General features: G+C 41.1%; 30 protein-coding genes and 3 pseudogenes. 3 read left to right on the top strand and 30 right to left on the bottom strand.

From position 1 onward, the window contains the following. Positions 1 to 27 precede the first annotated feature (27 nt). The 24 genes and pseudogenes from B5F18_RS01640 to B5F18_RS01745 all read right to left on the bottom strand — a co-directional run bounded on the left by B5F18_RS01640 (position 28) and on the right by B5F18_RS01745 (position 14,671). Positions 28 to 564 (bottom strand): hypothetical protein, encoded by a 537-nt coding sequence (locus B5F18_RS01640; protein WP_087155924.1) that lies wholly within the window; start codon positions 562 to 564, stop codon positions 28 to 30. 3 nt (positions 565 to 567) lie between these two features. After that, complete coding sequence (locus B5F18_RS01645; protein WP_087155925.1) at positions 568 to 1,005, bottom strand: DUF4430 domain-containing protein; 438 nt, start codon at positions 1,003 to 1,005, stop codon at positions 568 to 570. Between the two features lie 14 nt (positions 1,006 to 1,019). Next, positions 1,020 to 1,418, bottom strand: coding sequence for a NifB/NifX family molybdenum-iron cluster-binding protein (locus tag B5F18_RS01650; protein ID WP_087155926.1), 399 nt, complete (start codon positions 1,416 to 1,418; stop codon positions 1,020 to 1,022). Between the two features lie 97 nt (positions 1,419 to 1,515). Next, positions 1,516 to 1,791 carry a hypothetical protein gene (locus tag B5F18_RS12555; RefSeq protein WP_087155927.1) on the bottom strand — a complete coding sequence of 92 codons (276 nt, stop codon included), beginning with the start codon at positions 1,789 to 1,791 and terminating at the stop codon, positions 1,516 to 1,518. Between the two features lie 162 nt (positions 1,792 to 1,953). Next, positions 1,954 to 2,400: a GNAT family N-acetyltransferase gene (locus B5F18_RS01660; protein ID WP_087156078.1), complete on the bottom strand. Its 447-nt coding sequence runs from the start codon at positions 2,398 to 2,400 to the stop codon at positions 1,954 to 1,956. 28 nt (positions 2,401 to 2,428) lie between these two features. Then, entirely contained in the window at positions 2,429 to 3,286 is an 858-nt protein-coding gene (locus tag B5F18_RS01665) for an AAA family ATPase (protein WP_087155928.1), read from the bottom strand. 53 nt (positions 3,287 to 3,339) lie between these two features. After that, positions 3,340 to 4,117, bottom strand: a pseudogene (locus B5F18_RS12860) (carbon-nitrogen hydrolase family protein). Further along, the gene (locus B5F18_RS01675) at positions 4,114 to 4,539 is read right to left on the bottom strand and encodes a hypothetical protein (RefSeq protein ID WP_242955777.1); all 426 of its coding nucleotides are present in this window, start codon (positions 4,537 to 4,539) and stop codon (positions 4,114 to 4,116) included. The pseudogene B5F18_RS12860 and the gene B5F18_RS01675 overlap by 4 nt, the downstream one beginning before the upstream one ends. A 193-nt stretch (positions 4,540 to 4,732) precedes the next feature. Further along, a pseudogene (locus B5F18_RS13025) lies at positions 4,733 to 4,903 on the bottom strand (acetyltransferase); the annotation flags it as partial. A gap of 228 nt (positions 4,904 to 5,131) precedes the next feature. After that, positions 5,132 to 5,317: a hypothetical protein gene (locus tag B5F18_RS01685; RefSeq protein WP_087155929.1), complete on the bottom strand. Its 186-nt coding sequence runs from the start codon at positions 5,315 to 5,317 to the stop codon at positions 5,132 to 5,134. Between the two features lie 89 nt (positions 5,318 to 5,406). Then, entirely contained in the window at positions 5,407 to 5,565 is a 159-nt protein-coding gene (locus tag B5F18_RS01690; protein WP_087155930.1) for a DUF3788 family protein, read from the bottom strand. Positions 5,566 to 5,628: 63 nt separating this feature from the next. Beyond that, complete coding sequence (locus tag B5F18_RS01695) at positions 5,629 to 5,877, bottom strand: DUF3784 domain-containing protein (protein ID WP_087156080.1); 249 nt, start codon at positions 5,875 to 5,877, stop codon at positions 5,629 to 5,631. Positions 5,878 to 5,932: 55 nt separating this feature from the next. Next, positions 5,933 to 6,157, bottom strand: a complete 225-nt coding sequence (locus B5F18_RS12945) for a CatA-like O-acetyltransferase (protein WP_334293328.1) — start codon at positions 6,155 to 6,157, stop codon at positions 5,933 to 5,935. 12 nt (positions 6,158 to 6,169) lie between these two features. Next, the gene (locus tag B5F18_RS12865) at positions 6,170 to 6,556 is read right to left on the bottom strand and encodes a hypothetical protein (RefSeq protein ID WP_330394078.1); all 387 of its coding nucleotides are present in this window, start codon (positions 6,554 to 6,556) and stop codon (positions 6,170 to 6,172) included. Between the two features lie 31 nt (positions 6,557 to 6,587). After that, entirely contained in the window at positions 6,588 to 6,818 is a 231-nt protein-coding gene (locus B5F18_RS01705; RefSeq protein WP_242955778.1) for a DUF4318 domain-containing protein, read from the bottom strand. 92 nt (positions 6,819 to 6,910) lie between these two features. Then, a complete protein-coding gene (locus tag B5F18_RS01710; protein ID WP_087155931.1) occupies positions 6,911 to 7,441 on the bottom strand; it encodes a dihydrofolate reductase family protein in 531 nt (176 codons plus the stop codon). Between the two features lie 200 nt (positions 7,442 to 7,641). After that, positions 7,642 to 7,964: pseudogene (locus tag B5F18_RS01715) on the bottom strand (DUF3795 domain-containing protein). A gap of 35 nt (positions 7,965 to 7,999) precedes the next feature. Beyond that, positions 8,000 to 8,149: a hypothetical protein gene (locus B5F18_RS12375; protein ID WP_330394079.1), complete on the bottom strand. Its 150-nt coding sequence runs from the start codon at positions 8,147 to 8,149 to the stop codon at positions 8,000 to 8,002. A 712-nt stretch (positions 8,150 to 8,861) separates the two neighbouring features. Beyond that, complete coding sequence (gene rlmH, locus B5F18_RS01720) at positions 8,862 to 9,341, bottom strand: 23S rRNA (pseudouridine(1915)-N(3))-methyltransferase RlmH (RefSeq protein ID WP_087155932.1); 480 nt, start codon at positions 9,339 to 9,341, stop codon at positions 8,862 to 8,864. Positions 9,342 to 9,374: 33 nt separating this feature from the next. Then, positions 9,375 to 11,360, bottom strand: coding sequence for a KUP/HAK/KT family potassium transporter (locus tag B5F18_RS01725; protein WP_087155933.1), 1,986 nt, complete (start codon positions 11,358 to 11,360; stop codon positions 9,375 to 9,377). After that, positions 11,357 to 12,049, bottom strand: coding sequence for a DNA alkylation repair protein (locus tag B5F18_RS01730; protein ID WP_087155934.1), 693 nt, complete (start codon positions 12,047 to 12,049; stop codon positions 11,357 to 11,359). The genes B5F18_RS01725 and B5F18_RS01730 overlap by 4 nt, the downstream gene beginning before the upstream one ends. Positions 12,050 to 12,114: 65 nt before the next feature. Next, complete coding sequence (gene rd / locus B5F18_RS01735; protein WP_087155935.1) at positions 12,115 to 12,273, bottom strand: rubredoxin; 159 nt, start codon at positions 12,271 to 12,273, stop codon at positions 12,115 to 12,117. 122 nt (positions 12,274 to 12,395) lie between these two features. Next, positions 12,396 to 13,781 carry an NADPH-dependent glutamate synthase gene (gene gltA / locus B5F18_RS01740; RefSeq protein WP_087155936.1) on the bottom strand — a complete coding sequence of 462 codons (1,386 nt, stop codon included), beginning with the start codon at positions 13,779 to 13,781 and terminating at the stop codon, positions 12,396 to 12,398. Next, positions 13,781 to 14,671, bottom strand: a complete 891-nt coding sequence (locus B5F18_RS01745; protein ID WP_087155937.1) for a sulfide/dihydroorotate dehydrogenase-like FAD/NAD-binding protein — start codon at positions 14,669 to 14,671, stop codon at positions 13,781 to 13,783. The genes gltA and B5F18_RS01745 overlap by 1 nt, the downstream gene beginning before the upstream one ends. 126 nt (positions 14,672 to 14,797) lie before the next feature. Here B5F18_RS01745 and vanR point away from each other — a divergent pair, with 126 nt between their 5' ends. The 3 genes from vanR to B5F18_RS01760 all read left to right on the top strand — a co-directional run bounded on the left by vanR (position 14,798) and on the right by B5F18_RS01760 (position 17,604). After that, positions 14,798 to 15,499: a VanR-ABDEGLN family response regulator transcription factor gene (gene vanR, locus B5F18_RS01750; RefSeq protein ID WP_087155938.1), complete on the top strand. Its 702-nt coding sequence runs from the start codon at positions 14,798 to 14,800 to the stop codon at positions 15,497 to 15,499. Beyond that, positions 15,492 to 16,628: a sensor histidine kinase gene (locus tag B5F18_RS01755; protein ID WP_334293329.1), complete on the top strand. Its 1,137-nt coding sequence runs from the start codon at positions 15,492 to 15,494 to the stop codon at positions 16,626 to 16,628. Before vanR ends, B5F18_RS01755 begins: the two co-directional genes overlap by 8 nt. Positions 16,629 to 16,734: 106 nt before the next feature. Further along, on the top strand, positions 16,735 to 17,604 hold the full coding sequence (locus B5F18_RS01760; protein ID WP_087155939.1) for a C39 family peptidase: 870 nt from the start codon (positions 16,735 to 16,737) through the stop codon (positions 17,602 to 17,604). A gap of 82 nt (positions 17,605 to 17,686) precedes the next feature. Here the strand turns inward: B5F18_RS01760 and B5F18_RS01765 are convergent, their stop codons facing one another. The 6 genes from B5F18_RS01765 to B5F18_RS01790 all read right to left on the bottom strand — a co-directional run bounded on the left by B5F18_RS01765 (position 17,687) and on the right by B5F18_RS01790 (position 26,120). Beyond that, on the bottom strand, positions 17,687 to 18,868 hold the full coding sequence (locus B5F18_RS01765; RefSeq protein ID WP_087155940.1) for an iron-containing alcohol dehydrogenase: 1,182 nt from the start codon (positions 18,866 to 18,868) through the stop codon (positions 17,687 to 17,689). Positions 18,869 to 19,009: 141 nt separating this feature from the next. After that, positions 19,010 to 20,212: a chitobiase/beta-hexosaminidase C-terminal domain-containing protein gene (locus tag B5F18_RS01770; protein ID WP_087155941.1), complete on the bottom strand. Its 1,203-nt coding sequence runs from the start codon at positions 20,210 to 20,212 to the stop codon at positions 19,010 to 19,012. Positions 20,213 to 20,224: 12 nt separating this feature from the next. Then, complete coding sequence (gene folD / locus B5F18_RS01775; RefSeq protein WP_087155942.1) at positions 20,225 to 21,064, bottom strand: bifunctional methylenetetrahydrofolate dehydrogenase/methenyltetrahydrofolate cyclohydrolase FolD; 840 nt, start codon at positions 21,062 to 21,064, stop codon at positions 20,225 to 20,227. A gap of 38 nt (positions 21,065 to 21,102) precedes the next feature. Beyond that, positions 21,103 to 22,776: a formate--tetrahydrofolate ligase gene (locus tag B5F18_RS01780; RefSeq protein WP_087155943.1), complete on the bottom strand. Its 1,674-nt coding sequence runs from the start codon at positions 22,774 to 22,776 to the stop codon at positions 21,103 to 21,105. A 37-nt stretch (positions 22,777 to 22,813) separates the two neighbouring features. Beyond that, positions 22,814 to 25,339 carry an FtsK/SpoIIIE family DNA translocase gene (locus tag B5F18_RS01785; protein WP_087155944.1) on the bottom strand — a complete coding sequence of 842 codons (2,526 nt, stop codon included), beginning with the start codon at positions 25,337 to 25,339 and terminating at the stop codon, positions 22,814 to 22,816. 79 nt (positions 25,340 to 25,418) lie between these two features. Further along, positions 25,419 to 26,120 (bottom strand): ClpP family protease, encoded by a 702-nt coding sequence (locus tag B5F18_RS01790; protein ID WP_087155945.1) that lies wholly within the window; start codon positions 26,118 to 26,120, stop codon positions 25,419 to 25,421. Positions 26,121 to 26,133: the final 13 nt, after the last annotated feature.

The following is a 26,133-nucleotide window of genomic DNA, read 5'->3' on the forward strand; positions in this document are numbered from 1 at the left end:
CGCACACAAGATAAACGGTACTTTTCTTTATTCCTTTATGACAACAATTCTGCATTTTTCCACTGCATACCGAAATGGCCGGTAAAGGATGAGACATAAAATAAAATTACTGATTCCATGAATCAAATCATAAGGGATACCTGCGATCCACCACGTCAACATCATGGATGGCCCTCCTATAAAGAAATACGGGATGGCACACAATGCGCCAAAACCCAGACCATACGCACCACAAAGTATGGAATATCCCCACACGGAACGACAACCGCTTTTGCAGACCACCAGCGCGAGTAAAACCAAAAACGGCCAAATGTAGAGATAATTGATCACCCAAAGGCCCATTCCCCAGACCATGCATTCTACACCTACAAAAGCAAAGGATGCTGCCAGAGCTTTTTTCCCGAATACCGTTGTATATACAACAAGTAAAAGCGTAACAAGTTCCACATTTGGAAGAAAGGCCAGACCAATCTTTGCTGCCTCCAAGGTAGCTGTCAATACACCAATGGTCACAATATCCGAAACTTTCCACCCAATGCGGCTATCTTCTTTTTTCTTTCCCATCTTCTACTCACTGTCCGTCTCATAAGAAAACCGATAGGTATCGCCGTCCGCAACCGGCTGGTTGTCTGCACTGTTCTGTCCATACTCTCCGTTTACATAGATAGACCAGTAAGCGCCGTCCGTCTCATAATCCGCCTTCAGCCCATTGACACTTTCAATATACAGACCATATTCTCCTTCTGTTCCTTCATAAGAGAAATCTCCCTCTTCCACCAATTCATCCATGACTTCCCTTAAATATTTTGCGTCTGTGGAAATTTTATAGGATTTCACCTTATTTTGGTCATTTTCCACTTCCAAAGTGCACTGCTTTGTTCCCTCTTTAGCTTTCGGTCCTGCAATCATATACACAGCCACAAGAATAGCCGCAAAAACTGCGAGAAACGCTACTCCAATCCAGATTTTCTTCTTACTCTGTTTCAATTTTTCTTCAACTCCCATCTAATACTTGCTGTCTATCGGCAGCTGCCGCCGTTTCCTGAACATCCGTGTTTATCCTCGCCACAATGATGCCCTTCGCTGTGATGCTCACACTGAATCTCTGAGTGATACACCAGATTTCCTTCAAGAAAAGAGCTGACTGCATCATCTGCACTTCCAGATACACCCGGATACAGCTCGATTTTTGCGTCTGCCAGAGCATTCTTTGCCCCTGCTCCGATTCCTCCACAAATCAAAGCATCCACTCCCATATCTTTCAAAAATACAGCAAGAGCTCCGTGACCGCTTCCTTGGGCACTTAACACTTCCATCCCCGCTACTTTTCCGTCTTTGATATCATATAACTTAAATTGTTCTGTGTGTCCAAAATGCTGAAATACATTTCCGTTTTCATAAGTAACTGCAACTTTCATAAATTTACTATTCCCTTCACTTTTTTTCGCTTTTGACAGCTGATATTCTTGCAACTATAACTATATCATGCATGTAACAATTTCTCAATCGTATGTTCTATGTTCTGTTCTTAGATATTTTTGTGTATAAAGGCATACAGCAAAATCGACTTTCATTTATCGCAAGGTCTGCAGGCAACAACGCATTGGTAAGAAGACTGGACAGGCGGACTGCACAGCCATATTTCTCTGTTACAAGCAGACAGTTTTTCCCAATCCACCCAAGACCTGCACGGGTAGCAACTGTTTTATGCGCAAGTCTTGTGCACCAATCTTCATCTGCCTTTACTACTTTGGTTGTATTTGCATATGCCTGATATCCGCATTCCTGCAAAAACAGCGCAGCACCACATGAAACAATTTCATCCGATTTTTCATTTAAGGCATAATAAGCATCTAAATTTCCCCTTATTGTATTGCTCTCATATTCCCCTCCTCATACAATCACTGATATGTCTCTACAAACTACTTCTTCACTATCATTGCTTTTACAATTTCACACCAGATTCCTCTGCAAATAAACCATGTCTATCAGCTGAACACCACATTCATATATGGGATGATCATAATTTTCAGTGAAAAAATTTTTAATGCTGTGTGAACGGGTAAAACCACATTTTTCGTAAAAAGGGATCGTCAACGGACTGTCCCCTGTTCCAACCTGTAAAACAGAATATCGTCCCCTGTATCTCATCGCTATAAAGTCAATCAATGCTTTCCCATATCCTTTTCCCTGATAAGCTGGTCCAACAGCAATATTCTTGATTTCAAGGATTCCATTCCCTTCATCTGTAACGATACATTCCCCTTTTATTCCGGCATCTTCCAATATATACATTACCCCTCTGTCTATATAGCGATCAATCATATCTTCTTGCTCATCTGCAAGCAACAACAATGAAAGATACTGTTTTTTATTATCTTTGACCTCTTTTATTTTCATGCTGCTTTGCTCCATCCATCTGTAAGCTCTATCTAAACTCCTCATCATGTTCTTTAAAAAACTGATAATACTCCCTGACATTTTCCAGTTCTGTCCATTTCTTCACATCCACCGGATCTTCATCCAGATCATAAATCTTAGCCCCTCTCATGGACAGAACAAACGGTGAATGTGTCGAGATGATAAATTGACATCCAAAAAAACGCGCCGAATTTTCTATAAATTGTACCAGCTCCTTTTGTCTGGCAGGCGAAAGACTGTTCTCCGGCTCGTCCAGCAAAAATAATCCATTTTCTGTAATTTTCTCCGAGAAATACAAAAACGCACTTTCGCCGTTTGAGTATTCACGAATATTGCCCATCAGCTCTGACCGCACAAATCTGGATTGTGTCATTCTTCTTGCTTTTGTAACCTTTTTCAACATTTCGTAATCTTCCAAAGAACGCATCTGGAATTTAGCGTATTTTACGTCAAGATATTCCTCAAGAAGGGAATCCTTCTTCCGGTCTATTCCTTCATTTATATCCCGGATATTCAACATATAATCAAAAACATCGTCACTGGTTATCACACGGCTGTTTTTCGGAATCACTTCTCTTCCCTCATAATCACACATCTTTAAATAGTCTTCAAAAAAATTGGATTTATTAAACGCACTGTCGCGCAAAATATGCAGTTTCTCCGCGATCACATTCAGTGCCGTTGTCTTTCCAGACCCATTCCCGCCATATAAAATCGTCACAGGCTCAAAATCAATCCGTCGAAATTTATGCCTCGATAGAATCTGAAACGGATAATAGGAATCATAGCATGTCCTTTTTTGATCCATAAAAAAATCAACTTCCATCTCGCTGCCTGGGAAAGTAAAATAATCCAGATACATCATTTCGCTTATTCCTTTCTAAAATATAGTCAAAACAAAAAAATATAGATCAAGCTTTACTGCCCCGGACGAAGAAACGGATAAGCAATATCATTCGATAATAAATCTTTATAGGCCTTCACTTTTCGAAATGTATTTCCCATCATTTCACGTTCGCGATAAGAACGAATTTGTTCCATATCAAAGTCCGCATAATACAGTCTCTCTGTCATTTCATCTGCCAAAAAAATTGTATTCTCAATACATACTCCATCTCTGTCCCAGCAAATCGGGCTAAAAGTGCACGAATTACCGCGGTCTTTCCCATTTGGATTTGCCATCACAATCCCCATCATATTTTCATAAGCACGTGTAGAAAGTGCCTGAACTCTGGGTTTCATGGAACCGCAATCATTTGGCACAAGGACAATCTCCGCTCCTTTTAGCATTAAAATCCTTGCACTTTCTATGTACTTTCGAATATTTCATTAAAATCTTTCCGTCCTTGTTGATCACAAAGGCTGAGTTTTGAGGTTTTATATCACCTCTCGTAAATGCAGTGGCAACTACACCTATCTGAAACTTTTGAGCAGCCAGGCACAGATCACGAATATAATCACTGTTGTCAGTAACTGCATCCTCATTGCCAATTGGCAGCTCATACCCTGTGATAAAACATTCCGGCAGCAACAATATATCAGCATTGTTTTTGGCAGCATACTCCATATTGGCAATGATGGTATCTATATTCTTTTCTTCTTGCCTTGGCACAGATTGCTTTTGTAAAACTGCTATTTTAAAATTCATTATTCCAGTCTCCATAAATCCCTCTATTGCTACAACATCAACTGTCATCTTTTTATGCTGTTAAATTTAATAAATTCATTCCATAATGCATCATAATTTTCAAAATTATAATATTGGTCATCAATCTTAAAATAAAGACCAGGACTTATCTCCAAGGATTCTCCGTCTGAAAATTGCAATGAATAATAAGTGGCTGCTCCAGAAGATAATCCTTTATTTTTGTCTACTTGATCTCCAAGTTCAACTTTATTCAGCAATTCAAGAAAATCATCCTTTTCACTATCCGTTAAAAAGTATTCCGATTCCCCTTCTTTCCCGCCTGAACTTCCTGTACGTCGGATTTCTTCCACCTTAGATGACTCAATTTTACTTAATTCCTTTGTTTCCTTTTGTTTCGCACAACTTACACAAACTGCCAGAACTACGGTAATCAAACATAAAATCCATATTTTCATAAATCCTTTTTTCAAATATCTCACTCCTGTAACTTCAGATTATCCATTCCCGTTCCTTCACCTATTTTCTGAAGTTCCTGTTTTAACACTTTCCGTACCTTTTCCAAATCAGGATTTCACAACAAAGGCAGGAAATCCACCAGTTTTTCCGGTTCAAAATTCCATCATTTCAATTCCAGTAAAACTTCAATCAGCTCATCGTCAAATCAAATGTTGTGCCAGAGGCGATTGCACAAAACTTCCCAATAATCAGCCTGTCACCAAATGCCGGGTAATTAAATCGAACATTATGTTCCTCAAAACTTGTCGGATCATTATTGTCATCATAATATGTATAATCTCCAACAATAATATTAGGTGCCTGAATCACGTTTTTGATAAAACAGGATGTCTTGTATTCATAATGTAAAGACCACCTATAGGAGTTAGAATATCCAGCCTATCTTATTAAAAACCACAATACCTAAAATAGCACCTATCGCCAAACATAACAGATACCATCCTAATTTAGAATTTTTCATAGTCTCTTTTTCCATAGAAAATTCACCCCTTCCTCTACAAACTCTGTGCACATATAATCTCCTAACACTCCGAAAACACCAGCACATTACCTGCCCTGGTGTTTTTCCTTTTTCTTATCCTCTCCTAATGCGATAAATCCTCCTAATACAGCGAGCATAAACATGATGTTATGTTCACCAATCGGATCTGTAACAATAGAATAAACTATAAATGCAGTACAAATCAACAATGCTGTCAATATAATCCCACGAATACTTCTTCTGTATTTCATTGTCTAATCCCCCTCCGGCAATCCCAAGTTGCCATACCATTTTTATCTATTATACCATCCCGCCAATCCCCTGTCATATTTATAACCTTTTATCCTTTACGAATATCGATCAGCCGGAGTATGTCATTATATACTTCGTCCTGGTCATCCACCTCGATCATGAGCCACTTCTGTCCATTTCCGGTCTGTGTTTGCAAATAAATATTTCTTACTTCCGGTGTATATTCGGGCAATAACGTCTGGACCATATCTTTTTCTTTCCTGACTTTTTAAATTTCACATTCCAGCCAGGTTCCCAGCTACTGGAATTGTTATTTCCGATATGATGTTAAAAAATAAGACGATACTGCTCCAATTAACATTATGGCAGCCCATGTGAAACACTGATTTCTCACATCTCGAGAAATATAAGCTTTATCATACAATTCTTGTTCTTCTTTAGACAACGAATTAAATCCCGAAACAAATTTAGCCGCTTTTCCTTTATATATCGCAAATAACACTTCTGTAATTGCAAAAGGAATAACCAGAACTCCACAGAGCCAAAATCCTACATTCACAATATATGCCTTCTTCACAAGTTCCAATCGATCTCTTGCGCTGTAAACCAAAATTTTATTTCAAACTTTTAATTTCTTTTTGTAAATTTTCCAAAAATCTACCCGCATGAGCACCATCCATCTGCGTATGATGGAATTGAAAAGATAATGTCAGGTAATATCGAAACCATTTCTTTTTGTATCTGCCCCAAATAATAAACGGGTTATTAAAGATACCACTATTCATTCCTACAGCGCCGTCAATATCTGTATCTATAATTGCTGATGTCCCGATCACCATACTGTCATTTGATTAATCTCTATCTTGACAGCTTTTTGCAACCTGATTGGTATATTTCAAATACTGCTCATTGTATACATCTAAATCCTCCACATATAAAATGTCACAGGAACTGACTCCTCCATCTTTATTCTTCACAATCGTATTGACTGCAATCGTATCATATTGTATAAGTTTATTGCCAACGGGAAGTACATAAAACTCTTTTACACTCACAGCAGCTTTACCAATGCAATAATCCAGAAGCATATTGAATTTCATATGCTTTTTATTGCCAAACTTAATCAGGTTTGTCACGTCAAAAGTTTTAAAAAAAGTTACCATTGGATTTGGGGCTTTCATCCAAAGTTCATAGGCTGCTTCTCTTGTTGAATCTTTTGGTTGAATCTCTTTTGCCATTGTTTCCTCCATTATATCTCATACCGGAAATTTACTTTTCAGTACACTTAATTCCATAATTGCCACGACTCCCATTTTCATAGCCCCTATATATTTCATAAAGTTTATCGTTTATTACAACTTCGTCATCACTACTAAAAGAATACGAGTAGCCGTTTTCCTCGCAATACTTGGAAATTGCTTGGTGTGCATTTACAATTGTAGGGAAAATATCGCTTTCGTCATATGGCACCCAAAAAGCTTTTTTAAATATATTAAGCATTCATATCACTCCTTTTTAGTTTTGAACACATTCCGAACTCTTAATTGATACTATTATACTCCAACTATTCACGTTTCAAAAAATGTCATAAATCATCTTCGTGTATAAACTAAATCTATCATGCCATTATAAGTTTGCGTATGAATCAATTTTAATTTCACTTCATCTTTTCCATTTTCAAAAAGTCGAATACCTGAACCTAAAATTGTTGGAATTATAGTAACATAGTAAATATCAATCAAATTCTCGTTTACTAACTGCTGAACAATATTAGCTCCACCACAAACCCAAATTCCTTTTCCGTTTTGTTTTTTTAACTTTTTTATTAAATCACCGGGATTTTTATTTACAAATATAATTTTCTCAGAAGAAACATCCTTTTCATGCGTAATCACATAAGTGATAAAATCGTCATATACCCACACATTAGGAGAAAGCTCGGTAATAAGTTGATGATAAGTATTTCTCCCCATTAATATTGTATCTATGTCCTTTACAAATTCAGAATAAGAATCAATGTTTTCACTATCATCACCTTGTCCTGTCAGCCAACTGACACCACCTTCGCTATCTGCTATATAGCCATCAAGACTCATTGCAATAAATAAACTGACTATTCTCATATCTTATCTCCTTATCAACTTCTAAGCCCAGCACTTTATAACATTTCAAGCATTTTATCTGCAATACCCATGAAACCGATAAAAATAAATGAGTTGTTTTCAGAACTCTCCCATACATCTAATAACTTTTGTATCAATATAGAATTTCGTTCTTTTATTTAAACTATTTTCAATTGATCTTTACCTCCGTAAATTTAGTTTTATCCTTTCAAATTCTTCAAAGCAGACGAGTTATTCTCTAGGATAACTCCAACTGTAGAGCATCTTTCCAGATCCAAACAGTCGCCACAAGTATCAACACCCTTTTTCAATGCACACTGGCGAATACCACACATACTATCACAGAATACGGTTTTAACTCCTTCAACACGATACCCTTGACAATTAATATGTTCAGGAAGAATAGGTGCATTATTTAATTTAGCCCATAGTTTCGCAGTTTTTTTCTCAATTCCTGGTCATCATTGATTGTTGCAAGATATGCGTCACAGTGCTCACAATTCAGCCCACAATATGCAATCATTTAATTCATGCTTATGTACCTCCATAGTCTCTAATTTATTGTTCCAATAATTTTCTTAAATTATTAACAAACTGTGTTTGTTGTTTCTTTAAGTACCATTTTATGAATGGTTTCATAAACCACTTCTTAGCTATTACATTCTCAGTAAAATCTATTTCCCTTTTGATTATCAATCTTATTCCCATAATAGCTTGCCTCTCCTACATTTTTTATTTCCAGTTCACTAAGCTGGAAGTTATCGCTCCGTTTAACTTCCCGAGAAAAACGATACGAATGCCAGTGAACAGGCAGGAGCAAATAAGCTATATTTTTTCTTTTTTAATGCCATACATCATCCAACCTATAACACAAAATATTACACTCAAGATTCCGCATATAATCCACATATAACTACCTCCATAACTTCCAATCTGTCGACCTGATTTTTCTTCATTATATCATTCGTCTATTTCACTGTCATTTTATTTCTCATTCATGCGAAAAGAGAGCGGAACATCCTATTCCCACTCTCTTTCTATACACTTTGCATGATTCATTCTGATCGAGGATCTCAATATACCGCCTCTTCATTTAGTCAACTATTAGATTCATTTTCTAACTAAATGTGTCTACTTGCTTGACTATACTCCACCCAATCCTCTCACTAATAAAATCTTAGATATTATTATATACTTCTTTAATTCTTTATTTTCTCCCCTTTTCCTGATTAAGCTTTTCCCTCTATGATGTATGACTGTAAGCTTTTTTACATCCTTTTTTCATAAAATAATTCAACACCTGGCTGTGCCCGAAATACAGCATAGTTTGGGAAACCTCTTTTGCCAGCTTGAGAAGTCTACTTTCAATCCCGTGTAAGAGAGCGGAACATCAACTGTCTATTTTCTTCCAAACCCGCCCTTATTTATGATACGGTTCATTCGACAAAATTTTATACCCTCTATATATCTGTTCCAGTAAAATCACCCGCATCAGCTGATGGGGGAATGTCATTTTGGAAAAGCTAAGAAGAAGGTCTGCCCTCTTTAAAATATTTTCATCCAGTCCAATGGAACCTCCAATGACAAAAATAATATGGCTGATCCCCTGTACTCCAAGAGAGTCCATTTTCTCTGAAAGCTCCTCCGAGGAAAGCATTTTCCCATCAATGGCCAGTGCTATAACATAGGCGCCTTCCCTGATGTATTTCTCAATCCGTTCGCCTTCTTTTTTGCGGATCTGCTTTTCCATAGTTTCACTTGCATTGTCCGGAGTTTTCTCATCAGCAACTTCTACAATTTCCATTTTACAGTAACGGCTAAGCCTTTTACTGTATTCTGAAATAGCATCTTTTAAATATTTTTCTTTTATTTTTCCTACTGTGATAATTGTTATTTTCATTCTCTTCTTTGCTTTCCTTTTACATGTGTTACTTTAAATCCTTTCCAAGGCTTTCATTCCTTTTTCCTGGATAAACAAAGGTACGTATTCTACCAAAAGGCTGGAATTTTCCAGGCCATACCATCTTGCAGGTGAACCTGCAAGATGCCGGATTGCATATTTCAGTGAAATGGCTGTCCTTCCGGACAGTGACAATTGGCTTTCCGGGATCAATGTCTTTCGGATCAGGCAGAATTTAAATGTCCCGATTTGATTCTCAGAATAAATCGAATATTTTTTCTTCTGAGGCGGCAGCTCCCCTGTTTCAATCAGCTCTGATACGATCTGTCTCAGGCACACATTGATCCGCTGGTTGATTTTAAATCCAAGATAAAGGCTCACATGAAACACAAAATCCGTTCCGTATGTTTCCACATGATATTTGGTTGTATACGGCTCATCTGTCACATGGATATGTACAAACCAATATGCATCCGCTCTTTTTGAATCCTTATCCAAAATGGAGTAAAGAACATCCCGGTCCAGATATTTTGGGTTTCCCACCTTGGTGATAAAAACCATATTTTCACACTTTTTCGGAATGGATTCATCATTTTTTAGACTTTCAAGTTTAGGAATATAATCCTGGATTTTTAATTTTACGCTCTGCATCTTTTCCACCCGGGTTCCTCTGTCCCAGATTGCCATAATGGAAAAGAGACACAGCGCAATCAGCACTGCCACATATCCTCCGGCCCAGAATTTTCCGAGACTGGATATAAAAAATACCATTTCCAACGCCCCAAAAACTACTGCCACAATGAAACCAGCCACAACCTTTCTCTTTCTTTTTGCCAAATACACTGTAAGCAGCATGGTGGTCATCAGCATGGTTACTGTGATCGCCAGACCGTAGGCAGCTTCCATCCTGGCGCTGGAGCGGAAATATAAAATAATAACCGAACATCCCGCCCAAAGCACAGCATTTACCAGAGAAATGTAAAGCTGTCCTTTTGTCTTGGACGGATAAATAATCTGCATATGAGGCATTAAATCCAGGCGGATGGCCTCAGACACAAGAGTAAAGGAACCAGTGATCAGCGCCTGTGAGGCAATAACTGCCGCCACTGCTCCAAGCACTACGGCAAACGGTCTGATTCCATCCGGGAGCATCTCGAAAAAAGGATTCATATCCGGAATTCCTGCCAGTTTCCGGTTTCCCTGATTGGCGATCAGCCATGCTCCCTGTCCAAGATAATTTAAGATCAAGCATATTTTTACAAAGGGCCAGCTAAAATAGATATTCTTTTTTCCGACATGGCCCATGTCCGAATATAAGGCTTCCGCACCTGTAGCTGCAAGAAATACACTCCCAAGTATCATAAGCCCCTCTTTATTTCCGGGACTTACAAGTACTTTCAAAGCCCACACAGGGTTCAATGCATGCAGTACATATGGATTCTCTGCCAGATGACAAACCCCTGCTATACCAAGAAACAGAAACCATATTGTCATGATGGGCCCGAATATATTACCAATAGCATTGGTCCCAACCCGCTGTACCCAAAACAGCACAGCGATGATCAAGAGAGAAATAATCACAATTTTATTCTGATCCGTTCCGATAACTTCTGCCATGGAAGGAATACTCCTAAGCCCTTCTACCGCTGTGGTGACAGTCACTGCAGGCGTCAAAACCCCGTCTGCCAGCAGGGCCGCTCCTCCGATCATTGCAGGCCAAACAAGATAGCGTCCATATTTTTTCACAAGACTGTACAAAGAAAAAATGCCTCCCTCGCCGTGATTGTCCGCTTTCATTGCGATCACAACATACTTGATCGTAGTCAAAATAGTAATGGTCCAGATCACCAAAGACAATGCACCCAAAATAAACTCCTGGTCCACACCGGCAATCCCACCGTTTCCGCCAACTACTGATTTCATCACATACATCGGCGAAGTTCCAATATCGCCGTACACAACACCAATCGCGACCAGGATCATCCCCAGGTTTATCTTATTCCACTTTGCGACTTTCATTTTTCCTCTGTTCTCCTGAATTTTTTTATCTGCTCTTTTTCTTCCTTACTCACCCGGTAAGACTCCCGGATTTTCTGTACTGCCTTATTCTGGGTAAATGTATCCAGATGGTTATTCTCCAAAAATTCTTCCGTTTCCTCTTTAAATTTTACGTAAAAAACAGAAATCGCCCACGCTACAGCCATTCTTACATAATACCCTTCATTTTGGACAGAATTAAAAATTTGAAATATTCTCTGTACATATTCCTGATCTGCAAAGTGCGAAAAAAGGGCGACAACGGCAAAGCGTATCTCAAATTCTTTCCCGCTCCCCCAATAATCCTTTAAGAAAGAGAACCATGCCTCCCTGTCCTTCTCCATAAAATGATATCCCATACAGCAGCTGTCACAGACTGCCCAATTCGTTATTTTGGGGATGAAATTTTTTAAATATTCCATCCGCTCCTCCATATCCATCTTTGCATATCCGATTACGAGCCCTTGCAGCATCGTCTCCTCATGTGTAGTTTCGTCTGCCTCAGACAAATAAAGACGGTAATCGCCTTTTGCCAGTTCTTTGGCTATTTTTCTAAGTACGGGCAAGCGCACGCCCAGTACATTTTCTGTTCCCGGCATCAGTTTTTTGTTAAATTCCCTGTATTCTGTGTCCGCCAGTTCATAAAGCTGTTTTTTTACTTCCTGAATCATTTTTATATTCCTTCACTGTGTCCATGAAAAAAGGTACCATACGTTTTGCACGGCACCTTTTATTCCTATTCTTCTACGAATACTTCTTTTCCCATTCCGCAGATTGGGCACACCCAATCTTCCGGAAGATCCTCAAAAGCTGTTCCTGGTTCAATTCCATTATCCGGATCGCCTACTTCTGGGTCATAAACATAACCACATGGCTCACATACATATTTTTTCATTATATTCACCTATACCTTTCTTCAATTGATAGAGTTATTATATTTTATTTTTGTCCAAAAATCCAGACTATTATATAGATTTATGAAATTTTTATATATCAGAATATTCATTTCAAAATCTTTTATTTATTAGAAAGATATTCATGAATTCCTTTTGCAGCTGCCTTTCCTGCACCCATTGCCAAAATAACAGTTGCAGCGCCTGTCACAGCATCTCCTCCGGCATAGACGCCTTCTTTTGTTGTCTTTCCATTGGATTCCTCAGCCACAATACATTTCCATTTGTTTGTTTCCAGTCCTTCTGTTGTGGAAGAGATCAAAGGGTTCGGAGATGTTCCAAGTGACATGATGACTGTATCCACATCAATCACGTAGTCAGAATCCGGGATTTCTACCGGACGTCTTCTTCCTGATGCATCAGGCTCGCCAAGCTCCATCTTTACAACACGCATTCCTTTTACCCATCCATTCTCATCCACAAGGATTTCTTTTGGATTTGTCAGCAAGTCAAAGACAATACCTTCTTCTTTTGCATGGTGTACTTCTTCCACTCTGGCCGGAAGTTCTGCCTCACTTCTTCTGTACACAATATGTACATCTGCTCCAAGACGAAGTGCTGTTCTTGCAGCATCCATGGCAACATTTCCACCGCCGACAACAGCTACTTTCTTTCCTGCTGCGATCGGAGTATCATAGGCATCGTCGAACGCTTTCATCAGGTTGCTTCTTGTCAGATATTCATTTGCCGAGAAAACACCATTTGCATTTTCTCCAGGAATTCCCATAAATTTCGGCAGCCCTGCACCGGAACCAATGAATACTGCCTCAAAACCTTCCTCTTCTATGAGCTGATCGATCGTCGTAGATTTTCCGATGACAACATTTGCCTCGAATTTTACACCAAGCTCTTTTACCTTATCAATCTCTTTTGCAACAACTTTTTGTTTTGGAAGACGGAATTCCGGAATTCCATACACAAGCACTCCTCCAAGTTCATGGAGCGCTTCGAACACCGTAACTTCATATCCAAGCTTTGCAAGGTCCCCTGCGCATGTAAGTCCGGACGGACCGGAACCGATAACAGCAACTTTATGACCATTTGTCTTCTCTGGCTTTTCCGGTTTGATATCATTTTCAAGTGCATAATCTGCGACAAAACGCTCCAGTTTTCCGATGGATACCGGTTCGCCTTTGATACCACGGATACATTTTCCCTCGCACTGGGATTCTTGTGGGCACACACGTCCGCACACAGCCGGAAGTGCGGAAGATTTTCCGATCGTCTTATATGCTTCCTCGATCTTTCCTTCCTTTACTTCCTGAATGAATTTTGGTATATCGATCGCTACAGGGCAACCCTGCACGCATTTTGCATTTTTACAGTTTAAACATCTTTGTGCTTCTTCCATCGCCTCTTCTTTATTGTAACCAAGGCATACTTCTTCAAAATTTGCTGCACGGACCTCTGGATCCTGCTCTCTTACCGGTACTTTCTTTAATACATCCATTACTCGTCACCTCCGCAATGACCACATCCGCCGTGATGTGTGTCGCCTTCCTGCATTTTTAATAAAGCTCTTCCCTCCTGGGTTTTGTACATCTGCTGTCTCTTCATCGCCTCATCAAAATTAATCAGGTGCCCGTCAAACTCCGGCCCATCTACACATGCAAATTTAATCTCATCTCCTACATGAAGACGGCAGGCACCGCACATACCGGTTCCATCTACCATGATCGGATTCATGCTTACAATCGTAGGAATATTTAACTCTTTTGTCAGAAGACAGACAAACTTCATCATGATCATCGGTCCGATCGCAACGCATACATCATACTTTTTGCCTTCCTCCTGAACCAGTTTTTTGATCACATCCGTCACCATACCATGCTGTCCGTATGTACCATCGTCTGTGGCAATGTAAAGATTGCCGGAAACCTTTTCCATCTCATCTTTCAAGATCAGCATATCTTTTGTCTTTGCTCCTACGATAACATCCACAGAAATACCGTGTTCATGCATCCATTTTACCTGTGGGTACACCGGCGCTGCTCCGACTCCTCCGGCAACAAATAAATACTTTTTATTTTTCAGTTCCTCCACGTCTTCGTGAATAAATTCGGATGCGCATCCAAGCGGACCTACAAAGTCTCTAAATGCGTCACCTTCTTTCAATAATGCCATTTTTTCTGTAGATACGCCGATGGCCTGGAAAACAATCGTTACTGTCCCGGCCTCACGGTCATAATCACAGATTGTCAGAGGAATTCTCTCCCCTTTCTCGTCTATCTTTACAATGACAAACTGTCCAGGCTCACAATGTCTTGCGACTCTTGGAGCTTCTACATCCATAAGATAAATTTTATCTGCCAATTTCTCAGCTCTTCGTATTTTATACATGGCGTACCTCCTCAAATTCCTATACTTTAACATGATAAAGCATTTTTATCTAAAAATCAACCTCATTTTTCTATCTTTTCTTTCCCTTATCGGTTATACTATTTCTGTAAAGGAGAGGACATTATAATGCAAAAGACGATTTTAGTAGTAGATGACGAACAGTCCATTGCAGATTTAATAGAAGTATACTTGACTGCTGAAAATTGGCGGGTATTGAAATTTGACAATGGCACAGATGCTCTTGCCTGCATTGAGTCAGAGGAACTTTCCATGGCTATTCTGGATGTTATGCTGCCCGACATAGACGGATTCAAACTTTGTCAAAAGATAAGGGAAAATCACTATTATCCTGTGATCATGCTCACTGCAAAAGTAGAGGATATCGATAAGATCACAGGGCTTACGATCGGAGCAGATGATTATATCACAAAACCATTCAATCCACTGGAGCTGGTTGCCAGAATCAAGACACAATTCAGGCGCTATGAAAAATACAATCATTTGGAACATACAGCCTCTAAACCCTCCAACGATATCATCGACATCCGCGGTCTTTCGATCAACCAGGACACCCACCACTGTACATTAAATGGGAAACAACTTTCCCTGACGCCGCGGGAATTTTCTATTCTTTGGTATCTGTGCCAAAACCGTGGACGGGTAATTTCCTCGGAAGAGATTTTTGAAAAAATCTGGGGAGAAGAATTTTTAAATAACAACAATACGGTCATGGCCCATATCGGGCGTATCCGGGAAAAAATGAATGATTCCGGAAGAAGGCCAAAATACATTAAAACAGTCTGGGGAGTGGGGTATCAAATTGAATAGACAAGAACTCAATAAATTATCCGGAAGATTGAAATCTCTTTTGATCAAACGCTTTATTTTTTGTTATCTTCTCTATATTATGGCAGGGATCATTCTGTTCATCGGTGCCTTTTTGTACTATCGAAGCAAAATCTGGTATGGAGATGAAACATTTTATATCCTTGCTCACCTTGCCCTGAATTTTATAACTCCCATTCTGCTAATTTATGCAATTGCAGGAGCTATTGGATTGGGCGTCTATTTTCTGCGCAGAGCATGCAGGTATCTGGATGAATTTCTTGCTGCCTCTGAAAATTTGTTTCTTGGCAAAGAAAATGAATCTTCCTTTTCAGAAGAACTTGAGCCGGTAGCACAATATCTGGATACTGTTCAAAAGACTCTGAAAGAAAGCCAGCGCGCTGCACATGAGGCAGAACAAAAAAAGAATGATCTGGTGGTTTATCTTGCACATGACCTTAAAACACCTCTTACCTCCGTGATCGGATATCTGACGCTTTTAAACGAAGAGGAAGAAATCTCCCCTAAACTGCAGAAAAAATACCTTGGAGTATCCTTAGAAAAAGCAGAACGACTTGAAGATTTGATCAACGAATTTTTTGAAATCACCCGTTTTAACCTGACCCACCTGACTTTGGAACTGTCAGAAATCAATCTGACAAGGATGCTGGAACAGACAATCTTTGAGTTCAATCCCATGTTTCTTGAAAAAGGGTTGATTTGCAAGTTGGACGCACCTGGAAATTATTTTTATTTATGCGACCCCGATAAAATCCAAAGAGTATTTGACAATCTGCTGAGGAATGCAGTGAATTACAGTTATCCGGACAGCCAGATACACATTGTTTTGAAGGAAACGGAAAAAACAATCCTTCTCTCAGTACAAAATGCAGGAAATACCATACCGGCCGAAAAACTGGACCGGATTTTTGAACAGTTCTTCCGTCTGGATGTTTCGCGCAACGTAAAAAGCGGTGGCGCAGGTCTTGGACTTGCCATTGCAAAAGAAATCGTAGAATTGCATAATGGAACCATTTCTGCCAAAAGTAATGATAATCAGATCCTGTTTTCTGTGGAGCTGCCATTACATCCCAAAGCAGAACAGGCGATAAATATCTTCAGAAATTCTTAAAAATTTCGTGGAAAAAAATGAGGAGTTTTGTCCGTAAATATGAGAAAAAGAAAGCATCCTTTTTGGTATTCTATTTACAACGAAGGCTAGAAAGGATGATTTTTTTATGAAAACATATGCAGCAACTTCAAATCATAGGCATTCCAGATCCACGTACCCCAAAAGGCATCCATCAGGAAATCTGAAAAAGCGAAAACGTCAGAAACGAAGTTTTTTCCGTCGGATGGCCATATTGATCATAGGCTGCATTTTGGTAATAGCGGCTCTTAACATGAAAGATCTGTATCACACTGCGGTAACCTCCATTCCTTTTATCGGTGAGGCAAAGTTAGAAGAATATGCCGCAGAACATGGGCTTTCACTCTCTGATTACCCAAAAGAACTCATTGAACTTTACAAACGAAATCCGGAAACCAAAACATTTGTCTTTGAATATCCCTTTGCAAAGGATAACCCATCTGCTGTGGATTTGAGCGGCACGGATACTTCTTCTGTTCCACTTTTCCTGCAATGGGATCAACGCTGGGGGTATGACCAGTATGCCGGCGACCTGTTTGGTCTTAGTGGCTGCGGCCCTACCTGTCTCTCCATGGTTGCAGTGTATCTTACCAAAGACACTTCCATGGATCCCGGCTGGATGGGTGAATTCGCCACCTCTCATGGCTATGCCTCTGAAGGCAGTGGATCTTTCTGGACTTTATTTTCCGAAGGCGGAAGGGAACTTGGCTTTGATGTGACAGAAATCCCTCTGGATGAACAGCGCATTATCAATAACCTTCAGGTTGGAAATCCAATCGTAGCCGTCATGGGGCCTGGAGATTTTACCTCTTCCGGACACTTCATCATATTCACTGGATATGAGGATGGAAAACTAAAAGTAAATGACCCAAACAGCAAAGCAAATTCAGAAAAACTCTGGGATTTCTCGAAAATCCAGGGACAGATCAAAGACCTTTGGGTCTTTCGAAATAAATAATAGACGGGAGCCTGTGATCTACACAAATCACAGACTCCCGTTTATACTATTCTTATGAGTTAATAGGGGTTATGTTTCAATGTTAAAAATCTACTTCTTCTCCATAGTAAATGCATGTGAACAATTTTTCCATTGTAGCCGGATCGATTGCTCTTGGGTTAGAACCTGTACATGCATCTCCAACTGCATTTTTGGAAATCTCGGCAATCTTTTCTTTGAATTCTGCCTCATCGATTCCAAATTCTTTGAGTGTCTTCGGAATATTTAATTTTACATTGTACTCATCAATCTTAGCACAAAGCGCCAGCATCAATTCTTCATCTGTATCGCCCTTAAGTCCAATGAACCTTGCGATATCGCCGTAACGTTTCAATGCAGTCGCATCTTTTGCATTGTACTTGATGACATATGGAAGATAAATGGCATTTGCGCATCCATGTGGAATGTGTCCGGTTGAGAATGCTGCACCTGTCTTGTGTGCCATGGAATGTACGATTCCCAAAAGCGCGTTGGAAAATGCCATTCCTGCCAGACATTGTGCATAGTGCATCTGCTCTCTCGCAGCCATATCTTTATTGTAGGAATCCGGCAGATATGTAAATACCATATCAATTGCTTTGAGCGCAAGTGGATCTGTAAATGGTGAGTTCAGTGTAGACACATATGCCTCAATTGCATGTGTCAGCGCATCCATACCTGTATGAGCTGTCAATTTTTCAGGCATTGTCTCTGCAAGAGCAGGATCTACGATTGCTACGTCCGGTGTGATATTGAAATCAGCAAGAGGATATTTGATACCTGTCTTGTAGTCTGTGATAACAGAGAATGCAGTCACTTCCGTAGCTGTTCCGGATGTAGATGGAATTGCCAAAAATTTTGCCTTTGTTCTCAATGTCGGGAATGAAAACGGCTGGATAATCTCATCAAAAGTAGTGTCAGGATATTCATAGAATACCCACATTGCTTTTGCAGCATCAATCGGTGAACCGCCGCCCATGGAAATAATCCAATCCGGCTCAAATTCTCTCATCGCTGCAGCGCCTTTCATAACAGTCTCTACGGATGGATCCGGCTCTACATTTTCAAACAACTGTACTTCGATTCCCGCTTCTTTTAAATACGCAAGCACTTTGTCAACGAATCCAAAACGTTTCATGGAGCCGCCTCCAAGCACCAGCATTGCTTTTTTCCCTTTCAAAGTTTTGAGCTGCTCCAAAGCATCCTTTCCGTAATAAATGTCTCTTGGTAATGTAAATCTCATCATAATTATTGCATCTCCTGTCTGTGCTAGATTGTTAAATTTTTACCTGTCTTGAATTATACTACTTTTCTACATTTTACTCAATAACTTCCATAAAAAAAGACCATTGTTTTCGCAATGTATACAATGGTCTGTTTCTCTAATTTATCTTTCAATTGTCAATTCATAGTTTCTTTTCGTCACTTCGCTTGTCCGCTCTCCATTGATGAGCACTGCTGTGAAAATGGTATTTCCTTCCGGCATGTCGATCGGCCCGGTATACTCTTTGGATGACTTTGTAGGTGCACTTCCATCCAGGGTATAATAAGCTGTGTATCCTTCCGGAACGATAATGGAAATCTTCGTAGGCTCACTATATTTTCCTGTCGAAGGAGTCACTGCCGGCGCATCCTGAGTTGGAAACTGAACAACATAGCTTTTTGAGATCACAGAACTTGGAATGCCTTTTGCATTGACAGACATTGCCTTGACGATCGTTGTCCCTTCTTTCAGCGGAATCGGTTTATTATATTTTGTGCTGGCAGTTGTCGGCTCTTTTCCGTCCAGAGTATAATAAATCTGCTCTCCTGACGAGGTAAGCTTAAGCTCCTGGACTTCTTCATAATCCCCTTCTTCAAGACTGAACTTCGGCGGGGAGGACACGTATTGTGACAGGGCATCCGTTACCTCCGGATATGCACAATCTGCCATCAGCTCTGAAACCTTTTCCAGTTCATCATTGTCCATGTAAAATTCAATGGCTGCACGATACAATTCCGTCTCTCCAGGATGTTCACTAACCGCATCCTCATAGACCTGTTCAGCTTTGTTCTCCTCTCCTCTTGCAAGGTATACTTTCACAAGCCCTCTATATGCATCCACTTTCACACCATTCTTTTGAATAGCCTTTTCAAAGCATTGCTCTGCTTTCTCGTAATTTTTTGAAACCAAAGCTGAATTTCCTCTGTTTACAATCCCTGTATAGGAATTGGAATACAGAAGATAAATTCCAAGAATAAGAACTGCCACAAAAAGAACCATACAAAGAATCAGCTTTCTCCTCCTGGCTTTTAATTCTTTTCTTCTTTTCTCTTTTCTCTGTCTTGCCACGCGCCTTCTTCTTGCAGTCTCTCTTTCTTCGGCCTCCCTCTCCTGCTCTTCCAGCATCCTGGATGCCGCGGACTGCCTTGTGCTTGAGTATGTATAAGAAACTCTGCCCCTATTGTATTGGCCCGATGTACCGTTCACATGTGAAGTTAAAATATCATCCAGAGGATTATAATCCGGAACCATCTGTACTTCTCTTCCGCATCGTTCACAGTATACATAGCCGTCCGGGATTTCACATCCACAATATCTACACTTCATCTTACGCGCCTCCTAATTCCGTATTGTCTCTACGCAATTATTCATCAGCATCGCTATCGTCATTGGTCCTACTCCTCCCGGCACTGGTGTGATCGCTGACGCTTTTTCCTTTACGGAATCAAAATCCACGTCCCCACACAATTTATTTTCATTATTCCTGTGTATTCCAACGTCAATGACTACAGCTCCTTCTTTTACAAAATCAGCCGTAATAAATTTGGGTTTTCCGACAGCAACCACAAGAATATCCGCTCTCTTAGCAACTTCTTTGAGGTTCTTTGTCCTGGAATGTGCGATGGTAACAGTTCCATTTTCCCTAAGCAACAGCATCTGCATTGGTTTTCCAACGATATTGCTGCGCCCTATCACCACACACTCTTTTCCCTCAATCTCCACTCCTGAGCGTTTTAAAAGCTGGATAATGCCCGCAGGTGTACAAGGCAGAAATCCTTTTCTTCCGATACATAAATTTCCTACATTCACAGGATGGAATCCATCCACATCCTTGGAAGGAGAGATTGCATTGATCACGCGCTCCTCTGAAATATGTTCCGGCAAAGGAAGCTGAACCAAAATCCCATTCACCTTTTCGTCCTGATTTAGTTTCTCGATGAGTAAAAGCAGTTCCTCCTCTGAAACTGTTTCTTCCAACTCATAGGCAAGGGATTTGATTCCAACAAATGCGCATGCCTTCTTTTTGTTATTTACATACACGCAGGATGCCGCATCATTTCCCACCTGTACCACCGCCAGGCAGATTTCTTTTCCCTCTTCTTTTTTTTGGCCAACTTCCGCTTTTAACTCTTCCTTTATCTTTGCTGAAATCGCCTTTCCATCTATCATCTGTGTCATACTATCCGCACCTTTTCTTTTGATTTCTGTTTATTTTCTTAAAACAGCCCTACGATCGTGCCGTTTTCATCCACATCAATATTGTTCGCTGCAGGAACTTTCGGAAGTCCAGGCATTGTCATGACTGTTCCCGTCAGGGCAACAACAAAGCCCGCCCCGGCATTGACATAGACTTCACGGATATGGATCTTAAATCCTTCCGGACGTCCAAGTAAGGTGGCATCATCGGAGAGAGAATACTGGTTTTTCGCCATACAAACAGGCAGATTTGCAAATCCCATGCCCTCAATTTTCTCCAGCTGTTTTTTTGCTGCAGCGCTAAATTCCACTCCGTCTGCTCCGTAGATTTCTTTTGCAATGGTCTCTATCTTTTTATCCAGAGACATTTCATCCGGATAGAGAACCTGGAAATCATTCTCTTTTGTATTATCCAGTACGTCCAGCACTTTCTTTGCCAGCTCGATTCCTCCTTCTCCGCCTTTTTCCCAGACTTTTGCTAACGCAAATTCGCATCCTCTTTCCTTACAGTACTCTTCTACAAATGCGATCTCCATTTCCGTGTCCGCGGAAAATGCATTCAAAGTGACAATGACGGGAAGATGATATTTCTGAATATTCTCAATATGTTTTCCAAGATTGACAATTCCCTTTTTCAAAGCGTCAAGATTTTCATTGGATAAATCGGCCTTTGCCACGCCTCCGTTGTATTTCAATGCCCGGACAGTTGCCACGAGTACAACAGCATCCGGTTTCAGTCCGGCCTTTCTGCACTTGATGTCAAAGAATTTCTCAGCGCCAAGGTCTGCCCCGAATCCGGCCTCTGTAATGGCAATATCACTCAATTTCAAAGCCATTTTTGTAGCACGCACACTGTTACATCCGTGCGCGATGTTTGCAAAAGGTCCACCATGCACAAGCGCCGGTGTGTGCTCTAATGTCTGGATCAAGTTTGGTTTGATGGCATCCTTCAAAAGCGCAGTCATCGCCCCAACTGCATGAAGATCTTCTGCGGTTACCGGTTCGCCCTGGTAATTATAGGCAACAATAATTTTAGAAAGTCTTTGTTTCAGATCATTGATATCATCTGCAAGACATAGGATTGCCATGATCTCTGAAGCAACAGTGATGACAAAGTGGTCTTCTCTCACCACACCGTCCGCTTTTGCGCCAAGACCTACCACCACATTCCGAAGAACCCTGTCATTCATATCAAGGCAGCGTTTCCATACCACCTGTCTTGGGTCGATTCCGAGAGTATTTCCCTGCTGAATATGGTTGTCAAGCAATGCTGCCAGAAGATTATTGGCTGAAGTAATAGCGTGGAAATCACCGGTAAAGTGTAAATTCAATTCCTCCATCGGCACAACCTGTGCATACCCGCCACCTGCAGCTCCGCCTTTGATCCCAAAGCAAGGTCCAAGGGAAGGCTCTCTAAGCGCTATCATAGCTTTTTGCCCAAGTTTTGCCATGGCTTGTCCAAGCCCAACTGTGATCGTTGTCTTTCCCTCCCCTGCAGGCGTAGGATTGATCGCAGTCACAAGGACAAGTTTTCCGTTAGGATTGTCCCTTGTCTTTTCCTCAAGCTCATCGGAAAGCTTTGCCTTATATTTTCCATATAATTCCAGCTCATCCTCTGCAATACCGATGCTTGCCGCTACATTTTTGATAAGTTCCATTTTGTTTTCCTGTGCAATCTGAATATCTGTCTTCATCTGTCAATCCCTTTCTTTCTCTGAACTTTTGGTAACTCTAAACATAATCTTCAATATATCTTTCAAACTCCTCCATTGTCATAAGTACTTTTCTTGGTTTTGTTCCTTCCTCTTCACCCACCACGCCGGCTTCGCAAAGCTGGTCCATAATTCTGGCAGCACGGTTGAAACCAATCTTAAATACTCTCTGAAGCATTCCGATGCTTGCTTTATCCTTTTCAATGATAAACTTCCCTGCATCAACAAAGTAGACATCCCGATCGTTTTGACTTCCTGATACGCCAGCTGCAGCTGTCCCCTGGGACACTTGATCCATGTGGCTGGAAATTTCTTCATCATAATGCACATCTCCGTTTTGTTTCAGCAGATAATTTACCACTTTTTGGACTTCCTTGTCGGAAACAAACGCCCCCTGTACACGCGCCGGTTTTTGATAACCAGCAGGATAGAAAAGCATGTCCCCTTTTCCAAGCAATTTTTCAGCTCCATTCATATCGATAATGGTTCGGGAATCCACGCCTGAAGTCACAGAGAATGCGATTCTGGACGGCATGTTAGCCTTGATAAGGCCTGTGATAACATTTACAGACGGACGCTGGGTCGCGATCACAAGGTGGATACCCGCTGCCCTCGCAAGCTGGGCCAGTCTGCAGATCGCCTCCTCCACATCTCCAGGAGCCACCATCATAAGGTCTGCAAGCTCATCGACAATGATGACAATCTGCGGCATTTTTCTTGGTTTGCCGCTCTCCTGTCCGTCTTTTTTTATCGTCTCGATCTTGTCATTGTATCCTTTTAAATCTCTGACATTGTATTCCGCAAACAGCTGGTACCTTTTTGTCATCTCGATAACCGCCCAATTGAGAGCTCCTGCTGCCTTCTTCGGATCTGTTACAACTGGGATCATCAAATGCGGAATCCCATTGTAAACGCTCAGCTCCACGACTTTTGGGTCTATCATGATCAATTTAACGTCTTCCGGGCTCGCTTTATATAGGATACTTATGATCAGAGTGTTGATACACACTGACTTTCCTGACCCCGTTGCTCCTGCGATCAAAAGATGGGGCATCTTCTGGATATCCGCCACAACCACCTTCCCGGCAATGTCTCTTCCTGCTGCAAATGCAATGTTTGAAGGATGATTTTTAAACTCCCTGCTCTCAAGAAGGTCTCTGAGCATCACGGCTGTGTTCTCTTTGTTCGGAACCTCAATCCCTACCGCAGCCTTCCCCGGAATCGGCGCCTCAATACGGATGTCCGGAGCCGCAAGATTCAGCTTGATGTCATCGGAAAGCCCAACGATCTTACTGACCTTTACTCCCTGCTCCGGCTGAATCTCATAGCGTGTCACAGAAGGTCCGCAGCTTACATTTGTGACAGAAACCTTCACACCAAAACTCTCCAGTGTCTGTTCCAGTTTTAAGGCCGTATCCCTTAAATGGGAATCCGAATCCCCGCCCGAATGTTTCCCTTTTGTGAGAAGAGAGACCGGCGGAAATCGATAGATTTTTTTCACCGGAATAACTTCTTTTGGTACAACCTCCACTGCGCTTTCCTTCTCATCCACAGGTATTGTGGCACTTCTGTTTTCCTTCACACTCTGCGTATTTTCCTCTTCAGCAATATCATCCAAAAATCCTTCTTCTGATTTGTCGTCTCCAATCCCTGCATCTTCCACGGATGGGAACGCCCGGTTGATGACAAAAGACTCTCCTTCTTTTTCGTCCAGTGTACTGGAAAAAGAGACATCCTGGAACACATTTTCCTGTTTCTTTTCCTCCTCTACAGGCAGGATCTCGTGCATCTGTCCATTCTTCTTTTTCAATGTTGTATTTTGAAGGCTTGCCTCGGATATTTTTCTGGCCTCCTCTTCTTTCTTCTCCTCCAAAAGCTGCTGCTTTCTGGCACGTTTCTCCATACGCTCCTCTTTTTTGCGTTTTGCATCTTGCTTTGCCGCATGATATACATTTGTTCCGTGAAACTGTATGATTTTTAAAAATGATTTTTCCGTGATCACGATAGCGCAAATGAGAATCACAAGGACAACGATAATGTACGCGCCAACCACTCCGATAGCCGGGCAGAAAAGCTTGGCAAACATACCGCCCACAATACCGCCCTCTGTGCGGTATCTTTTTGATATGTCAAAATACTCCAAAAGCGTCCTGGAGGCACGGAATCCATCCATCACAAGCTGCATAAAGGTACAGATCATGCACAAACATACCGTTCCTGCAGTCAGTTTTATGTACGCGGATGAATTCCCTCTGTTGGATATGAAAAAGGCAATTCCGATAAACAGAAGAAACGGCATGACATAAGCCATGACTCCGAATACTCCGAACATGAATCCGGACAGAGCATCTCCAAAAGCTCCTCCGAATCCGAAATTGCCGATCAGCAATAATATACAAAAGCCAAGAGAGCACAGCAGGATGATCTCATCTTTCATAAAATTCTGCTGTGCTGTTTTTCCCTTTCCCCTGGCATTATTTTTTCTTTTCGTCTGCGTTTTTTTTGCAGAAGTCTTTCTTTTCCCCTTTGTTGACTTTGAAGTCATTAAAAACTTCCCCCTTATTTCAAATAAAAGACATACATATATTATTATAGCATTGGCGGGAAAAGCTGTCATTATATTTTTAATTGTCTTTTTTCACAGTTTTTTCCTGAGAATCAATCAATTCATGCAGCTTTTGTAGTGCTTCCCGGATTCCACCCACTTCATCGATGATTCCTTCCCGGACCGCCTCCTCTCCTTCCAGCAAAGTTCCTACATCCTTGACAAGCTGTCTGGAGTCCAGCATCAACTCCTCAAGCCTTCTCTGGCTGATGTGGGAATGTCCTGCGATAAACCCGGTGATGCGGTCCTGTGTGCGCTCCATATTCCTCAGACTTTGCATGACACCGATGAACATGCCGGAAGACCGGACCGGATGCACGATCATTGTGCCAGTCGGGACAATGAATGAATAGTCTGCCGAAACCGCAAGCGGGCCTCCGATGGAATGGCTGCCTCCAAGGACAAGCGACACCGTGGGTTTACTCAAAGATGCGATCATCTCTGCAATGGCAAGCCCTGCCTCCACGTCTCCGCCCAATGTATTCAGCAAGATCAGTACTCCCTGAATTTCACTGCTCTCCTCTATCTCCGCCAGTTTTGGCAGAAGATGTTCATACTTTGTTGCTTTTGTATTGCCCGAAACCGCCTCGTGCCCTTCTATTTCACCGATGATCGTCAAAAGCTGGATGTGATACTTGTTCCCCTGTTCGTCCAGCTCAAGACTTCCCACTTCTTTAATCTGTTCTGTCTCCTGTTGTTCTTTTTCTCTGTCCTGACCCATGAAAAAACACCTC

Source organism: Lachnoclostridium sp. An181, from assembly GCF_002160325.1.
GTDB lineage: Bacteria > Bacillota > Clostridia > Lachnospirales > Lachnospiraceae > An181.

Coding starts and splice junctions, on each gene's coding strand:
- B5F18_RS01640 (WP_087155924.1), bottom strand. CDS start 564: ATGGGAAAGAAAAAAGAAGATAGCCGCATTGGGTGGAAAGTTTCGGAT.
- B5F18_RS01645 (WP_087155925.1), bottom strand. CDS start 1,005: ATGGGAGTTGAAGAAAAATTGAAACAGAGTAAGAAGAAAATCTGGATT.
- B5F18_RS01650 (WP_087155926.1), bottom strand. CDS start 1,418: ATGAAAGTTGCAGTTACTTATGAAAACGGAAATGTATTTCAGCATTTT.
- B5F18_RS01660 (WP_087156078.1), bottom strand. CDS start 2,400: ATGAAAATAAAAGAGGTCAAAGATAATAAAAAACAGTATCTTTCATTG.
- B5F18_RS01665 (WP_087155928.1), bottom strand. CDS start 3,286: ATGATGTATCTGGATTATTTTACTTTCCCAGGCAGCGAGATGGAAGTT.
- B5F18_RS01685 (WP_087155929.1), bottom strand. CDS start 5,317: ATGAAATACAGAAGAAGTATTCGTGGGATTATATTGACAGCATTGTTG.
- B5F18_RS01690 (WP_087155930.1), bottom strand. CDS start 5,565: ATGGTCCAGACGTTATTGCCCGAATATACACCGGAAGTAAGAAATATT.
- B5F18_RS12945 (WP_334293328.1), bottom strand. CDS start 6,157: ATGGTGATCGGGACATCAGCAATTATAGATACAGATATTGACGGCGCT.
- B5F18_RS12865 (WP_330394078.1), bottom strand. CDS start 6,556: ATGGCAAAAGAGATTCAACCAAAAGATTCAACAAGAGAAGCAGCCTAT.
- B5F18_RS01705 (WP_242955778.1), bottom strand. CDS start 6,818: ATGCTTAATATATTTAAAAAAGCTTTTTGGGTGCCATATGACGAAAGC.
- B5F18_RS01710 (WP_087155931.1), bottom strand. CDS start 7,441: ATGAGAATAGTCAGTTTATTTATTGCAATGAGTCTTGATGGCTATATA.
- B5F18_RS12375 (WP_330394079.1), bottom strand. CDS start 8,149: ATGGGAATAAGATTGATAATCAAAAGGGAAATAGATTTTACTGAGAAT.
- rlmH (WP_087155932.1), bottom strand. CDS start 9,341: ATGAAAATAACAATTATCACAGTAGGAAAAATAAAAGAAAAATATTTA.
- B5F18_RS01725 (WP_087155933.1), bottom strand. CDS start 11,360: ATGAAAGTCGCAAAGTGGAATAAGATAAACCTGGGGATGATCCTGGTC.
- B5F18_RS01730 (WP_087155934.1), bottom strand. CDS start 12,049: ATGATTCAGGAAGTAAAAAAACAGCTTTATGAACTGGCGGACACAGAA.
- rd (WP_087155935.1), bottom strand. CDS start 12,273: ATGAAAAAATATGTATGTGAGCCATGTGGTTATGTTTATGACCCAGAA.
- gltA (WP_087155936.1), bottom strand. CDS start 13,781: ATGGATGTATTAAAGAAAGTACCGGTAAGAGAGCAGGATCCAGAGGTC.
- B5F18_RS01745 (WP_087155937.1), bottom strand. CDS start 14,671: ATGTATAAAATACGAAGAGCTGAGAAATTGGCAGATAAAATTTATCTT.
- vanR (WP_087155938.1), top strand. CDS start 14,798: ATGCAAAAGACGATTTTAGTAGTAGATGACGAACAGTCCATTGCAGAT.
- B5F18_RS01760 (WP_087155939.1), top strand. CDS start 16,735: ATGAAAACATATGCAGCAACTTCAAATCATAGGCATTCCAGATCCACG.
- B5F18_RS01765 (WP_087155940.1), bottom strand. CDS start 18,868: ATGATGAGATTTACATTACCAAGAGACATTTATTACGGAAAGGATGCT.
- B5F18_RS01770 (WP_087155941.1), bottom strand. CDS start 20,212: ATGAAGTGTAGATATTGTGGATGTGAAATCCCGGACGGCTATGTATAC.
- folD (WP_087155942.1), bottom strand. CDS start 21,064: ATGACACAGATGATAGATGGAAAGGCGATTTCAGCAAAGATAAAGGAA.
- B5F18_RS01780 (WP_087155943.1), bottom strand. CDS start 22,776: ATGAAGACAGATATTCAGATTGCACAGGAAAACAAAATGGAACTTATC.
- B5F18_RS01785 (WP_087155944.1), bottom strand. CDS start 25,339: ATGACTTCAAAGTCAACAAAGGGGAAAAGAAAGACTTCTGCAAAAAAA.
- B5F18_RS01790 (WP_087155945.1), bottom strand. CDS start 26,120: ATGGGTCAGGACAGAGAAAAAGAACAACAGGAGACAGAACAGATTAAA.